The following is a 14,140-nucleotide window of genomic DNA, read 5'->3' on the forward strand; positions in this document are numbered from 1 at the left end:
CGACTATGCCCTATACTCGGCCCTCGCACAACCGTTTCATATAGTCCAGATAGTGCCGAACCAGGTAGCACCGCTCCAGTTGGTCCGCATCGGTACACCACGCCTCAAGCTCACACAGCGCGTTCGCCGCGTCAGCCGTCAAGCTGCGCACGACGCTGCGGAACGCCCGCAGTTCATCCTTCGGTGAGAGTGACGCCGCGGCGCTTTCGGTTGCCGCGGTAGCGGCCAGTGCCTGATGCATTCGTCTCTGCCTTTCTCCTGTCGCCCTGCCCTATGGGCTGCGCTGTGCTACCTGATCCAGCCGCGGAGCCTCATCGCCTCGGCAACGCGCTGCACCGCGACGCAGTAGGCCGCGGTCCGCATGTCGATCTTGCGCTGCTCCGCGACGCTCAATACGTCGAAGAACGCCTTGGTCAACTTGCGGTCGAGCCGTTCGTGAACCTCGCCCTCCTCCCAGTAGAACGACTGACGGTTCTGCACCGTCTCGAAGTAGGACACGATGACGCCGCCCGCGTTGCACAAGAAGTCCGGGATCATGAACACGCCCTTGTCGTGCAGGATGACGTCGGCCTCCGGCGTCGTCGGCCCGTTCGCCGCTTCGGCGACAATCTTGGCCCGGATGCGGTCGGCGTTGGCCTCGGTGATGACGTTCTCCAGCGCCGCGGGGATCAGAATGTCGGCCTCGACGGTCAGCAGATCCGCCCCGCCGATCTGCTCCGTATCAGGCAGGCCGACGACCGAGCCGGTGTCCATTTTATGCGCGACGGCGGCGGCGGCGGAAATGCCGCGCGCATTCAGCGCGCCGCCGCTTGAGTCGCTCACGGCGACGACCCGGCAGCCCAGCAGCTGCTCGGCGAGCAGCGCGGCGAAGGAGCCCGCGTTGCCGAAGCCCTGGATCGCCACGGTGGCGCCCGTGGCATCCATCCCGAGATGCTTGCACGCCTCGCGGATGGTGAAGATCGCGCCGCGAGCGGTCGCGTCTCCTCTGCCCATGGACCCGCCGAGGGCGAGCGGCTTGCCGGTGATGACGCCGGGGCAGTAATGGCCGGTCAACTTGCAGTACTCGTCCATCATCCACGCCATGATCTGGGGGTCGGTATACACGTCCGGCGCGGGGATGTCCATGTCCGGCCCGAGGATGCGGTGCACGGCGCCGATGTAGGCGCGAGACAGTCGTTCCAGCTCCCCCCGGGACATCGCCTTGGGTTTGCACACGACGCCGCCCTTGCCGCCGCCCAAGGGGATGTCGGACAGCGCGCACTTCCAGGTCATCCACGAAGCCAAGGCGCGAATCGTGTCTATCGTTTCGTCGGGGTGGAAACGTATGCCGCCCTTGGCCGGACCGCGGGCATCGTTGTGCTGTACCCGAAAGCCCTTGAACACCTCGACCTTGCCGTCATCCATCATGACCGGCAAGGCCACGTGCAACTCCCGCATCGGTTCGCGTAGGATCGCGTGTACTGCGGGATCGAGCGCCAACTCCGTGGCAGCCCTATCCAACTGGGACAAAGCAATCTCAAAGCAACTACGCTCGCCGACCCCGACTGCATCCGTTGCCATTGTTCGCGCTCCACGCCGCCAGACTAGGCGAAAGCTCGCCTCATTAGCCTCGCTGCATCGTAGCTATTATTAGCAGGACTAAACAAACCAATTTTATAGGTCAGGCTTATGTTTGTCAAGCGACCCGCCGTCAGGCCGTCGTCCGGCCGGATGTCCCGCCTCGCCTGGCAGCGCGACGCCGCACCAGGGCTCCCGGGATGCGTGCGACCGGGCGTCACGGCGCCGGAGCCTTGAAATTCCCCTGCGGTCGCGCTATGATGTCTGTGGAATCGGGACATTTGGCTGCGGCGGGCAGCCGCGCCGCAGCGTACCCCGGTTACCTTCGTTACGGTCCGTGAGAGGTGTCGTCTATGCGAAGTCCGACCCTGGTCAGCACCGGAGTCGCGTGGTTGGACCAACTGCTCGGTCAGTTGCGCATCGGGGAGAACGTTGTCTGGGAGGTCGAAGCCGGCAGCCACATCGAGGCTTTCATGCGCGCCTTCCTCGAAGCGAACATCCGGGACGGCACCAAGGCCGTTTACCTGTCCTTCAACCACTCCCCGGTCACGATGAAAGAGAAGTTGGGCGACCTGTTCGACGAGCCCAAGTTCATCCTCGTGGACTGTTTCACAGACGGGAAGGGCCACGGCGACCCTGTTTTCGCGCGGTTCTACGATAGCGCCACAGCGCAGGACCTCGCCCATGTCGTGCGCGTCACGGAGCCGGCGAACGTCGAAACCTTCACCGCCGCGCTCAACGATATCGAAGGCAAAGCCGGCGTCGGTGCCAAGTACGTCTTCGACAGCCTCACCGGGATGCAGGACCTGTGGGCCGACACGTCGCGTGCGTATCGCTTCTTCACCTATGCCTGCCCGCGGCTGTACGACCTGAAGACCATCGCCTACTGGATTCTGGAGAAGGAGGCGCACTCGTCTTCATTCCGCGCCAACTTGAAGCACGTGACACAGGTCGCCGTTGACTTATCGCGCTCCGAGGGGAGCTACACCCTACAGGTGGTCAAGGCCGAGGGGCGCGCGCTGAACGCCGAGGCGGAGGCGCCGCAGCGCTACGAAACCGCCGGCAACAGGCTCCGCCTGGTTGCGGACAGCAAGCGCGAGCTGGTGCGACTCGGCAAGCTGATTCGCTCGGCGCGATTGAAGAAGGGCTTGTCGCAGGCCGAGCTGGGTGACCTGCTCGGGGTGACCGCCAGCACCGTGTCTCAGGCGGAGAACGGCCTCATCGCGCTGTCGCTCACCAATCTGTTCGGCCTCGCGCGCGAGCTGGAGTTGAACCTGGGCCCCGTCTTGAACGGGCAAGAGCTGCCCAAAGATACCGTCGGCATTATGCGGGAGAAGGATCGTTCGCGAACGCAGATCGGCGGCAGCAAGCGCAAGCCGGTCTACGTGGAAAGCCTGCGCGACGCAGATATGGCCGGCGACATGGAGCCGGTGGTTCTGATCCTGCCGCCCGGGGTCACGCTGAACAAGCATTTCTCGCTGCGCAAGGGGCCGGAGCTCGGGTTCGTTCTGAGCGGCCGGCTGGAAGTGGAAGTGGGCGGGAAGACACGCACGCTCAGCGCGGGCGACAGCATCTACTTGGAGAACGACGTCCCGAGCGCGTGGACCAACCCGGGCGACGAGCAGGCGGAGATGCTCTGGGTCGTGGCGCTGAAGTAGGCGCAGGGGCGTTGGACGGCCTGGAATCTCTGCGGCGTACCGGCGAGGCGCGACGGCGCCCCTCACATCGCGCTCATTGCGGAATACCCGGTACGGCGCGGCCTAGAGGATGTACCTGCTCGTATCCGCGTCCGCGGCGAGGTCCGCGAGTCGCTGGCGCACGTACGCGGGATCAATCACGATCTGCACGGGCGCAATGTCCGGGGCGTCGAATGACACCTGCTCCAGCAGCCGCTCCATGACGGTGTGCAAGCGCCGCGCGCCGATGTTCTCCGTGCGCTCGTTGACCTCGCCGGCGATGCGCGCGATCTCGCTCACCCCGTCGTCGGTGAAGTCCAACTCGACCCCCTCGATGGCTAGCAGGGCGCAGTACTGCTTGATCAGCGAGTTCTCGGGCTCGGTCAGGATGCGCACGAAGTCGTCTGCGCCGAGTGACGTCAGCTCCACGCGCAACGGCAGGCGCCCCTGAAGCTCGGGGATGAGGTCCGACGGCTTCGAGATGTGGAACGCTCCGGCGGCGATGAACAGCATGTGATCCGTGCGCACCGGGCCGTACTTCGTCATCACCGTGGAGCCCTCCACGATGGGCAGGATGTCACGCTGCACTCCCTCCCGCGACACCTCCGGCCCATGACCGGTCTCGCGGCCCGCGATCTTGTCCAACTCGTCGACGAAGACGATCCCTGACTCCTCGGCTTTCTCGATCGCCTCCGCGGTGACCTGATCCATGTCGATCAGAGCCTGAGCGCGCTGGTAGGTCAGGATCTCTTTGGCTTCGGCCACGGTGACGCGCCGCTGCTTCTTCGCCTTTGGCATCATCCCGCCCAGCATGTCCTGCAGATTCATGCCCATCTCTTCCATGCCGGCCGGGGAGAAGATCTGGACGAACGGCGATTTGCTCTCCTCGACCTCGATCTCGATGATCTCGTCATCGACTCCGCCGTCCTCGACGCGCTGGCGCAGGTGGGCTCGGGACGTTTCGGCTTCCTCGTCTGGCGCTTCAGGCGTTTCGGTTTCCTGCTCCATCGGACGCTGCCCGAGGAACGCGGCGACCGCATCCAGCGGCGCCTGCATCTTCGGCGCGCGAGGGCGACGCGGGCGGCGCAGCGCCTCGACGATCTCCTCTATCGCCTCCGCGCCCGCCCGGTCCTCGACCTCGCGCATCTTCTCGCTCTGCACCATGCGCACTGCCACGTCCGCGAGTTCGCGTATGATCGCCTCGACGTCGCGCCCCACGTACCCGACCTCGGTAAACTTGGTCGCCTCGACTTTGACGAACGGTGCGGCCGCCAGCCGCGACAGCCGCCGAGCGATCTCCGTCTTGCCGACACCCGTAGGGCCGATCATGAGGATGTTCTTGGGGATGACTTCCTCGCGGATCGGGCCTTCGAGTCGCCGTCGGCGGTGCCGGTTGCGCAGCGCCACCGCGACCGCGCGCTTCGCCGCCTCCTGGCCGATGATGTAACGGTTCAGTTCCTCGACGATACGCCGAGGTGTGAGTTCGGCCATGAGGTCGTGGGCTTCCGGTGTCGCCATCAGTTACTCCTGCCGTTAGCGGCCGCGCCGGCGGCGTTCCCTGTGCGGGTGACGGCTAGCCGCCTAGTGTCTCGACCGCTATCTGGTCGTTGGTGTAGATGCAGATGGAGGCGGTTATGGCCAGCGCCTCGCGCGCTATGGCCTCGGCGGGAAGATCGGTGTGGCGCGCCAGGGCTCGAGCGGCCGCCAGCGCATACGGCGCCCCGCTGCCGATGGCCGCGACGCCGTCATCAGGCTCGATCACGTCGCCGTTGCCCGAAATGACGAAGAGTCGCTCGCCGTCGGTTGCGATGAGCATCGCCTCCAGACGGCGCAGGAGCTTATCCGTCCGCCAGTCCTTGGCGAGTTCGACGGCCGCACGCGCCAGGCTCCCCCGCGTCGCTTCGAGCTTCGACTCCAGCCTCTCGAAGAGGGCGAAAGCGTCGGCGGCGCCTCCCGCAAAACCGGCCAGGATCGCGCCATCGCGCAGCGTGCGTATCTTCTTCGCGGTGTGCTTCAGGACCGTGTTGTTGAGCGTCACCTGCCCGTCGCCCGCCAGTGCCGCCTGCTTTCCCTTCTTTACCGCCAAGATGGTCGTGGCGTTCAGCATGCCGTCTTCCCTTTCCGACTTGCCCGCGCGGTCACGTATTCCTCGCAGTATTATACTGCGAACGCACACCGCGCGGGACGCACTGCGGTCACAATTGTCCTCGCGCCATGCCAGCTACGGAGTCTCGGGTATTACCGCAGCACCGGTAATGCCCGCAGACTCTTCCGGACGAGGTCCGTTTGAGAGAGGTTCCGCCGTCCCTTGCGCTTTTCAGTAATGTGCGGACCTCGATACCTATCCGACCGCTCCCATGGCAGGGGTTCCGGGTGGCCCCCTGTCGTCCCTGCACATGCTCGGCCGAAGCGGTCATCCGGATCGCCGCGCGGCTACCGCGGCGGCCGCCACCACGCCATTGCGTCCGGCCCGCCACCGGTATGGAACACGTCGACTACGGCAAGTCCCGCCATATCAATCACGTGAATCTCGTCGGACGACATGTTGGTGACGAACGCGCGGCGGCCGTCCGGCGAGATCTCGACGCCGATTGGCTGATTCCCCAGGCGCAAACGCTTGACCTCGCGGCGGCCGGGCACGTCAATCACCGCCAGTTCGCCTTCCTGCTCCCAGCTCGTGACCAGCGCGAGGCCCCCGTCCGACGTGAATCTGATGCGCAGCGGCACGCCCCGACAGATGATCGTCTCAGCGACTGCATGAGACCCGGCATCAATGATCGTGATGCTCCCCGCGTCCTGATTCGCCGCCCACAGGAACCTGCCGTCCGGGGTGAACGCGAGGCCCTCGCATCCCCGGTCACACTCGACTTGGGCGGTCAGCTTGCCGGACTCGACGTCTATCACGGATACGTTGCGGGACGCGATGTTCGCGGTATACAGCCGCCGTCCGTCCGGGGATACGACGACCATGTGCGAGATCTCGCCGTGAGTCGGGATGCCTCGCGTCACGGCATTCGTACGCAGGTCAATCTCGACGACATACCCCGTCTGGCCCGCCGTGAAATAGCCGTGCTTGCCGTCGGGGGCGATGGCCGCTCCATGGATGCGGACGAACTCTCCGGTGGGGATTTGCCGGACGTGTTCGCGTGCAACCAGGTCTATCACGGACACGGTGTCGCCCGGCGGCGCGTAGTTGGACAGATAAGCTGATCGCTGATCGGGCGTGATGATGATCTCGTGCGGATCGTGTCCCGTACCCACGGTCGCGACGCATTCGAGCGTCTCCGGGTTCACGAAGGACATCGTGTCCTCGTGCTTGTTGACCACGAGAAGGATCGCGTCGTCGGCTGACATCATCACGGGGAGAATGCTCCGGCCTGATGGGGCAACCAGCGGTCGGGACTACAGTGTTCCCTTCGTCGAGGGGACGCCGCCGCTGCGCGGGTCGCTTTCGACCGCCTCGCGCAGCGCGCGCGCGAATGCCTTGAACGCAGCCTCGATGAGATGGTGCGTATTGCGCCCCGCCAGTTGGCGAAGATGGAGGTTCATGCCCGCGGCGTTGACCACGGCGCGGAAGAACTCCTCGACCAACTCCGCCTCGAAATCTCGTACCTTCCGGCGGCGCAAATCCAGCTTGTAGCTCAGGTGCGCGCGGCCGCTGACATCCACCGCCGCCATCACCAGCGCCTCGTCCATCGGCACGATTGCCGTGCCGTAACGCCTGATGCCCGCCTTGTCGCCAAGCGCCTGCTTCACCCCCCGGCCCAGGCATATCCCGACATCCTCAACGGTGTGGTGGAAATCTACTCCCAGGTCGCCTTTGGCCGTGACCTTGAGCGTCAGCGCGCCGTGCTTCGCCACCAGATCGAGCATGTGGTCGAAGAAGCCAATCCCGGTCTTGACGGCAACCCGCCCGGGCCCGTCGAGGCCGACTTCGACTTTGATGTCGGTTTCCTTGGTCTTGCGCTGAATGCTGGCGGTTCTCATGTCAACCCCCGTTGCAGTTACGCCGCGGCCACGGCTCTTCCTGTCGCGCGCGGCGCAGGCCGTGCCGCGGTCAGGGCTTGTGAACTGCCGCGCGCCGGCTCTCCGCAGCTATCTCGGTCCACCACTCCATGAACGCGTTAACGTCCGGCGCGATGACGTCGGCGCACCCGGCGCGGATCTCGTCATCGTCACGTCTTCCCAGCGGCCCCGACAGCACGAGACAGTCGAAGACCTCCGCATCGGTGTCGGACTTGGCGGCTCGGTATCGCCGGGCCGCCTCGCGATCGTCCGGCATGTCGCCGATGTAGATCGCCGCGGCCGACTCCATGCGCTGCACGAGCGCGGCGAGGCCGCCGGGATCGGGCTTGAGCAGCTTGTCATCAACGACGATGACGCGCTCGCGCGTGAAGAGGTCGGCGATGCCCGCCATCTCCAGCGCCGCCCGAGTCTCCTCCCACGTCCGCCCGCTGTACACGCCAAACTTGCCGATGGCAGGCGGAATGCTCTCACGGCGGATCAGCGGCCGATCGAGAGCGATGCGGCCAGCGACGTGAACGTACTGCGGGTGGTAGCCGTAGAACGCGAAGCAGTGATCTTCTCCCGCGTACAGCTCCTGAAACACCTGAACGATTTTCCGGCAGTCCCACAGGCCGAGGGCCCTTTCGCGCGCCGCGCCGTCCAACAAGCCGAGCAACGTTTGCCGGACGAAAGGCACGCCGCCGCGGGAGCGCCGCGCGTTGGCGGCGAGGTCGGCGATGGACGGCGTCGTTTGCCGCAGCGCCGCGGCGTCTGTGCTGCCCGTCAACTCCGACTTGACGAGGTACGTCAGGACGTTGATGCCGGCGATTTCCCAGTCGTCGTTGAAGCCGTCTGCGAGCTTGTACAGCTCGATCTCCTCCGGCTCCACGAACGCGCCGGTGTCGGGCCACCCGGCGAGCTGGGTCAGGTACACGCGCACGGCGTCGCAGCCCACGGTTCGAATGGACTGCGTGACATCCATCACGACGCCGTCAATGTCGAAGATAACGGTGTCAATCGAAGCAAGGTGCGGCAGGACCTGCGGGCGCACGAGCACCGCGCCCGAAGAGGCGTACTGTGGGTCCGGCTCGCGGTCGGTCATCTCTGCTTTGTCCTGATGCGCACGGAGCGGGCGTGGGCATCAAGCCCCTCCAACCGCGCGAGTTGCTCGACCTCCCGGCCGTAGCGCGCCAGCCATTTGGGAGTAACCGACACCAGGCTGGAACGCTTCATGAAATCCATCACCCCCAGGCCGGACGAGAATCGGGCGCTGCGCCCGGTCGGCAGGACGTGACTCGGCCCCGCGAGGTAGTCGCTCACGGCGGTCGGGGTGTCGGGGCCGAGCAGTATGCAGCCGGCGTGCTTGATCTTGCCCAGCACCTTCCGCGGATCGCCGACCGCCAATTCGAGATGCTCCGGCGCCAACAGGTTGACCAACTCGACGCCTTCATCTAGATCCCGCACGTGGATCGCTCCGCCGTGCCGTTCGAGGCAGCGGCGGATGATGTCGCCCCGGCTGACGTCCCTGACCGCATCCTCCAGCGCGGTGTTGACCCGTTCGATCAGCGCGCGGACCGGCGTCACCAGAACCGCGACCGAATCGTCCCAGTGCTCGGCCTGGGCGGCGAGGTCAATGGTCACCTGCCGTGCGTCCGCATGCTCGTCCGCCAGAACCACGACCTCGCTCGGCCCGTAGAACCCGTCTATGCCGACCACGCCCGCGACCATCGCCTTGGCGAGGTTGACGAACATATTGCCTGGGCCGACGATCTTATCAACCGCCGGGATACTCTTTGAGCCATAGGCGAGGGCAGCGATGGCCCACGGCCCACCGACGCGGTACACCTCCGCGATGCCAAGCATGGCTGCAGCGGCGAGGATGCCTGGGTTTACGCTGCCGTCGCGCGCGGGCGGGGTGGCGACGGCTATCCGGCCGACGCCCGCGACCTGCCCGGGGACGACGGCCATGATGAGCGAACTCAACAGCGGCGCCACCCCGGCGGGCGCGTAAACCGCTACGGAATCGAGCGGCGTAAACCGCCATCCCAACACCGCGCCTTCATCATCCGGCTCGAGCATGCCCTCCGGGAGCTGTTTCTCGTGAAACGCGCGAACGCGCGCGATCGCCGTTTCGAGCGCCGCCCGATCGTCTGCGCTGATCGTGTCCGCGGACGCGCGGATCTCGGCCTCTGGCACGCGCAGCGTCGCGACTTCGGCCTCGGGCCAATCGCGCTCGCGGGAATACGCCACCACCGCCTCGTCGCCGCGCTCGCGCACGGCGGCGACGATCTCGCGCACGCTGTGCTCGGCAGCCGAATCGGCTGCGCGCGCAGCAGGCACGACGGCCTGGGCAATCTGGTCGAGGGGAATATCCTCGGTGCTGAAGATTCGCATAGTGGCGTCCGCACAGCCCGCCGCTGGCGAACCGCGAGTCGTCTGTCACTCAGACGCGGCCGTTTCCGCGCGGTCCGCCAGCGGCAGATGCAGGCGTTCTATATCGTGGGCAGCTCGGCCAAGGCGGCGTCAATCTTCTCCTGGGCGAGCTCGTAGTCCTCGAGCTTACCCTCCAGATAGGAGGCGTAGGCCGCGAGGTCGAAGTGCCCGTGGCCGCTGTTGTTGAAGAGAATAACGCGCTCCTGTCCCGCCTTCTTCGCCGCCAGCGCCTCGTCAAATACGGCTTTGATTGCGTGTGCCGTTTCGGGGGCCGGGATGTGTCCCTCAGTGCGAGCGAATGTGAGGGCGGCCTCGAAGACAGGGTTCTGGTGATAGGCCACAGCCTCCATATGGCCCTCTTTCACAAGCAAGCTGAGGAGTGGCGCATCGCCGTGGTAGCGCAGGCCGCCGGCGTGAATGGGGGCCGGGATGAACGTATGGCCAAGCGTGTACATCTTCACCAACGGAGTCATCCCGACGGTATCGCCGAGGTCATAGCGATATTGCCCCTTGGTCAGAGTCGGGCAAGCGGTCGGCTCCACCGCGACCGCGCGTACCTGTTTGCCAGCAAACTTGTCGGCGAGGAAGGGGAAACAGCACCCTGCGAAATTGCTGCCGCCCCCGACACAGCCGATCACGACGTCAGGGTAGTCACCAGCTATCTCCATCTGCTGCTTCGCTTCAAGGCCGACCACGGTCTGGTGCAGCAGCACGTGGTTGAGCACACTGCCCAGCGAGTATCGCGTATCGTCGTGAGTAACGGCGTCCTCCACTGCCTCGCTGATGGCAATCCCGAGGCTGCCTGGGCTGTCCGGATCCTGGGCCAGGATCTTCCGACCGGCCTCGGTCATGTCAGTCGGGCTGGGGTGACATGTAGCTCCCCACGTTTCCATCATGATTCGCCGGTACGGCTTCTGGTTGTAGCTGACCTTCACCATGTACACAGTGCATTCGAGGTCGAACAACCCACAGGCGAAGGCAAGCGCGCTGCCCCACTGCCCGGCGCCGGTTTCCGTGGCGATGCGCTTGACGCCCTCCTGCTTGTTATAGTAGGCCTGCGGGATGGCGGTGTTCGGCTTGTGGCTCCCCGGCGGACTGACGCCTTCCCACTTGTAGTAGATCTTCGCTGGTGTGTCGAGGGCTTTCTCCAACCGCTGCGCGCGGTAAAGCGGCGTCGGCCGATAGAGGCGGTAGGCGTCTGCGACCTCGTCGGGAATGTCAATCCAGCGGTCGGCGCTGACCTCCTGCATGATGAGCCCCATGGGGAAGATTGGCGCGAGGTCGTCGGGGCCAATCGGCTGACGCGTGCCCGGATGCAGCGGGGGATCGAGTGGTTTGGGCAGATCCGCCGCGATGTTGTACCACTGCCGCGGTATCTCCTTCTCGGGCAATAGGATTTTCGTCTCGGGCATTCGATGATACCTCCTTGCGGCCTTCACCGCTGTAATGTACGCTATCCGGGTAACCCGGCTAAAGCGTCTCCCTCCACACCGCACCTTCGCCAAGGAAGCTTTCGATTTCCTGACGCAGAGCGTCGCTGGCGGCCACCGAAAACGTGCGGCCCAAGGCGAGACTCGTCTCCGACGCCTCCTCGCAGAGGTGGAGCAGCACGGGGTCGTCGCCCCGATGCCGGCGCAAGAGCTGCTTGAGCTCTTGCAGGACATTCGTGTCGGCCTGCGCCGCCGGCATGCGAATGTGCACGCGCTCGCGCGGAGCGGATCGCGGCCGTTCCGGCGTCGGCGGCGGGGGCGCAGGCGCGACGTGGTTCGGGTGGTTGTAGTTGCCGCCGCTGGCGCGAGAGCGGCGTCGGCTCGCGGCGCGCAGCGCCTTCACGGCATCGGCATCGTCCAGCCGGGCGACCTCGAAGGCAACCATACGCGACGCGCCCGATCTCCCTTCCACCTGCTCCGCCGCGCGGCGGCTCTTCTCGACCTTGCCTCGAACCAACGCGATCACTCCGGAGGCGATCTCTCCGCCGCACCGCTCGTAGGCGTCGGGGAACACCGTCACTTCGACACTGCCCGTCATGTCCTCCAGACCCAGGAACATCATCGGCCGGCCGTTGCGGGCCGTATAGCGCCGACAGCTGTTGACCACGCCGCCCAAGATGACGTCGGAACCCTCCTCGATCTCCGGCAACTCAAACGCCCGCGCGGTGACCTGCTGCGCAAGCTCGTCGGCGATCGACGACAGGGGGTGATCAGAGACGAACAGGCCCAGGTATTCCTTCTCCAGCGCGAGCAGTTCGTCCTGGCTCAGCTCGGGCGTGTCGGGCAGCGACGGCAACGCGACCGCTTCCGCGCCGGCTTCGCCGTCGAATAGGTACGCCTGGCCCGCCTGGCGATCGCGCTGGGCGCGGTGAGCCGCATCCAACGCGTCCCCCGCGGCTTCCAGCAGTTGGCCGCGATGGCCGGGAAGGCAATCGAGCGCTCCCGCCTTGATCAGCGCGTCGATCGCGGTCTTGTTGACCGCGGCGGTATCGACCCGCGCGCAGAGGTCGTACAGTTCGGCGAACGGTCCGCCCTGCTCGCGCGCGCGGATGATGCTTTCGACGGCCGCCCGGCCGGCGTGCTTGATAGCGGCCAGCCCGAAGCGAATCGTGTTGCCCGATACAGTGAAGCTCTGTCCGCTCTGATTGATGTCGGGCGGAAGCACGCGGATGCCCATGCGGCGGCATTCCTCGATGTAGGCCGCCAACTTGTCTTTGGTGTCGCCGACGCTCGTGAGCTGGGCGGCGATGAACTCAGCGGGGTAGTTGGCCTTGAGATACGCCGTCTGGTAGGCGTTGAGCGCATAGCATGCCGCGTGTGCCTTGTTGAACCCGTACCCCGCGAAGACCGCCATGCGGTCGAAGATGTCGTCGGCGACGGCGCGAGAAACGCGGTTGGCTTTGGCGCCCTCGATGAACTCCTCGCGCAGCTTGCCCATCGCCTCGTGCTTCTTCTTGCGCATCGCGTTGAGCAGCGCGTCGGCGCTGGCCATCGAGAAGCCCGCCAGGTCGCGCGCGATCTGCATCACCTGCTCCTGATAGACGATGATGCCGTAGGTCGCCTCGAGGATGGGCTTGAGCTTGGGGTGCGCGTAAGTGATCTCGCGCCGGCCGTGACGGCCGGATATGAAGTCGGCGATGTGCGCCATCGGCCCGGGCCGGTAGAGGGCGACCACGGCGATGATCTCCGCGAACCGGTCCGGGCGCAAATCCATCAGCACTTGGCGCATGCCCGCGCTCTCGAGCTGGAAAACGCCCGCGGTTTCGCCTCGCGCCAGGAGTTCGTACGTGGCGCGGTCGTCGAACGGGATGCGGTCGAGGTCGAGGTCGGGCTCGACGCTGCGGCTCTCGTGAATGAGGGCGAGCGCGTGCTTGATCACCGACAGCGTGCGCAGGCCCAGGATATCGAGCTTGAGCAGGCCGACGTCCACCACGTCTTCCCATTTGAACTGGGTGGTGACCCCCTCGCCTTCCGTCGAGCGCTGGAGCGGGACGATGTCGGTGAGCGGACATTCCGAGATGACCAGGCCGCCGGCGTGGGTCGAGGCGTGGCGGGCGAGGCCCTCGACGGCCATCGCGGTATCGAGCAGCTTGCGCACCTCGGGATTGCGTTGATACTCGTTGCTCAGCTCGAGCACCGTATCCAGGCTCTGCGAGATCGTCGCGGTCGGGTCCACCATCTTGGCGAGGCGGTCGACGTCGGCGAGAGGCATCCTCATCGCGCGCCCGGCATCGCGGATGGCGAGGCGCGCGCCCATCGTGCCAAAGGTGATGATCTGCGCCACCCGTTCCGCCCCGTAGCGCTCGCTGATGTGGCGGATGACTTCGTCGCGCCGGCTGTCCTCGAAATCGGAGTCAATGTCGGGCATACTCAGGCGCTCGAGGTTCATCCACCGCTCGAAGGGCAGCCCGTGCTCGATTGGGTCAACATTCGTCACGCCCAGCACGTAGAGGACGACGCTGCCGACGGCGGAGCCGCGCCCGGGGCCGACGAGGATGCCGTTCTCACGCGCGAAGTGCACCGCGTCCCAGCTAATCAGGATCAATTGCGCAAGCTGGCGCTGCCTAATGACGTCCAACTCGTCTTCGAGCCGCGTCTTGATGGCTTCGTCCGCCTTGGGGTAGCGCGCTGGCAGTCGCTCCAGGCACAACTCGCGCAGGTAGGAGTCGTGATCGTAGCCGGGGGGCACCTCGAAGTGCGGAAGCCGCACCTCGCCCAACGCCAGCTTGACATTGCAGCGGTCGGCGACCTCGCGTGTGCGCGCGAGCGCCTCCCCGTGCTCGGGGAACAGCGCCGCCATCTCCTCCGGCGACTTGAGGTAGAACTGATCGCCGTGGAATCGCAGCCGCTTGGGGTCGTCAACCGTGTTTCCGGTCTGGATGCACAGCAGGACATCGTGCGCCGCCGCGTCCTCCTGGCGCAGGTAATGAACGTCATTCGTCGCGACGAGCGGAATGCCCAGTTCGCTCCCGAGGCGTA

11 protein-coding genes are annotated in these 14,140 nt (G+C 65.7%); 1 reads left to right on the top strand and 10 read right to left on the bottom strand.

Features of this window, described 5'->3' with window-relative positions:
* Window positions 1–10 precede the first annotated feature (10 nt).
* Complete coding sequence (locus JSV65_19165) at window positions 11–241, bottom strand: hypothetical protein (protein UCH34612.1); 231 nt, start codon at window positions 239–241, stop codon at window positions 11–13.
* Between the two features lie 47 nt (window positions 242–288).
* Window positions 289–1,560: a Glu/Leu/Phe/Val dehydrogenase gene (locus JSV65_19170; GenBank protein ID UCH34613.1), complete on the bottom strand. Its 1,272-nt coding sequence runs from the start codon at window positions 1,558–1,560 to the stop codon at window positions 289–291.
* A gap of 350 nt (window positions 1,561–1,910) precedes the next feature.
* On the opposite strand from JSV65_19170, the gene JSV65_19175 reads away from it, so the two are divergent.
* Window positions 1,911–3,215, top strand: a complete 1,305-nt coding sequence (locus JSV65_19175; GenBank protein ID UCH34614.1) for a cupin domain-containing protein — start codon at window positions 1,911–1,913, stop codon at window positions 3,213–3,215.
* Between the two features lie 102 nt (window positions 3,216–3,317).
* Here the strand turns inward: JSV65_19175 and hslU are convergent, their stop codons facing one another.
* The 8 genes from hslU to dnaE all read right to left on the bottom strand — a co-directional run.
* On the bottom strand, window positions 3,318–4,724 hold the full coding sequence (gene hslU / locus JSV65_19180; protein UCH36850.1) for an ATP-dependent protease ATPase subunit HslU: 1,407 nt from the start codon (window positions 4,722–4,724) through the stop codon (window positions 3,318–3,320).
* A gap of 82 nt (window positions 4,725–4,806) precedes the next feature.
* Window positions 4,807–5,340 (bottom strand): ATP-dependent protease subunit HslV, encoded by a 534-nt coding sequence (gene hslV / locus JSV65_19185; protein ID UCH34615.1) that lies wholly within the window; start codon window positions 5,338–5,340, stop codon window positions 4,807–4,809.
* 326 nt (window positions 5,341–5,666) lie between these two features.
* Entirely contained in the window at window positions 5,667–6,590 is a 924-nt protein-coding gene (locus JSV65_19190) for a beta-propeller fold lactonase family protein (protein UCH34616.1), read from the bottom strand.
* 45 nt (window positions 6,591–6,635) lie between these two features.
* Window positions 6,636–7,220 (bottom strand): imidazoleglycerol-phosphate dehydratase HisB, encoded by a 585-nt coding sequence (hisB, locus tag JSV65_19195; protein UCH34617.1) that lies wholly within the window; start codon window positions 7,218–7,220, stop codon window positions 6,636–6,638.
* A 70-nt stretch (window positions 7,221–7,290) separates the two neighbouring features.
* The gene (locus tag JSV65_19200) at window positions 7,291–8,340 is read right to left on the bottom strand and encodes a hypothetical protein (protein UCH34618.1); all 1,050 of its coding nucleotides are present in this window, start codon (window positions 8,338–8,340) and stop codon (window positions 7,291–7,293) included.
* Window positions 8,337–9,632, bottom strand: coding sequence for a histidinol dehydrogenase (hisD, locus tag JSV65_19205; protein UCH34619.1), 1,296 nt, complete (start codon window positions 9,630–9,632; stop codon window positions 8,337–8,339). Before hisD ends, JSV65_19200 begins: the two co-directional genes overlap by 4 nt.
* Window positions 9,633–9,730: 98 nt before the next feature.
* Window positions 9,731–11,083: a TrpB-like pyridoxal phosphate-dependent enzyme gene (locus JSV65_19210; GenBank protein ID UCH34620.1), complete on the bottom strand. Its 1,353-nt coding sequence runs from the start codon at window positions 11,081–11,083 to the stop codon at window positions 9,731–9,733.
* Window positions 11,084–11,141: 58 nt separating this feature from the next.
* Window positions 11,142–14,140 (bottom strand): DNA polymerase III subunit alpha (gene dnaE / locus JSV65_19215; GenBank protein ID UCH34621.1); only part of this gene is annotated, 2,999 nt, incomplete at its 5' end.

Source organism: Armatimonadota bacterium (genome assembly GCA_020354555.1).
Classification (GTDB): Bacteria; Armatimonadota; Hebobacteria.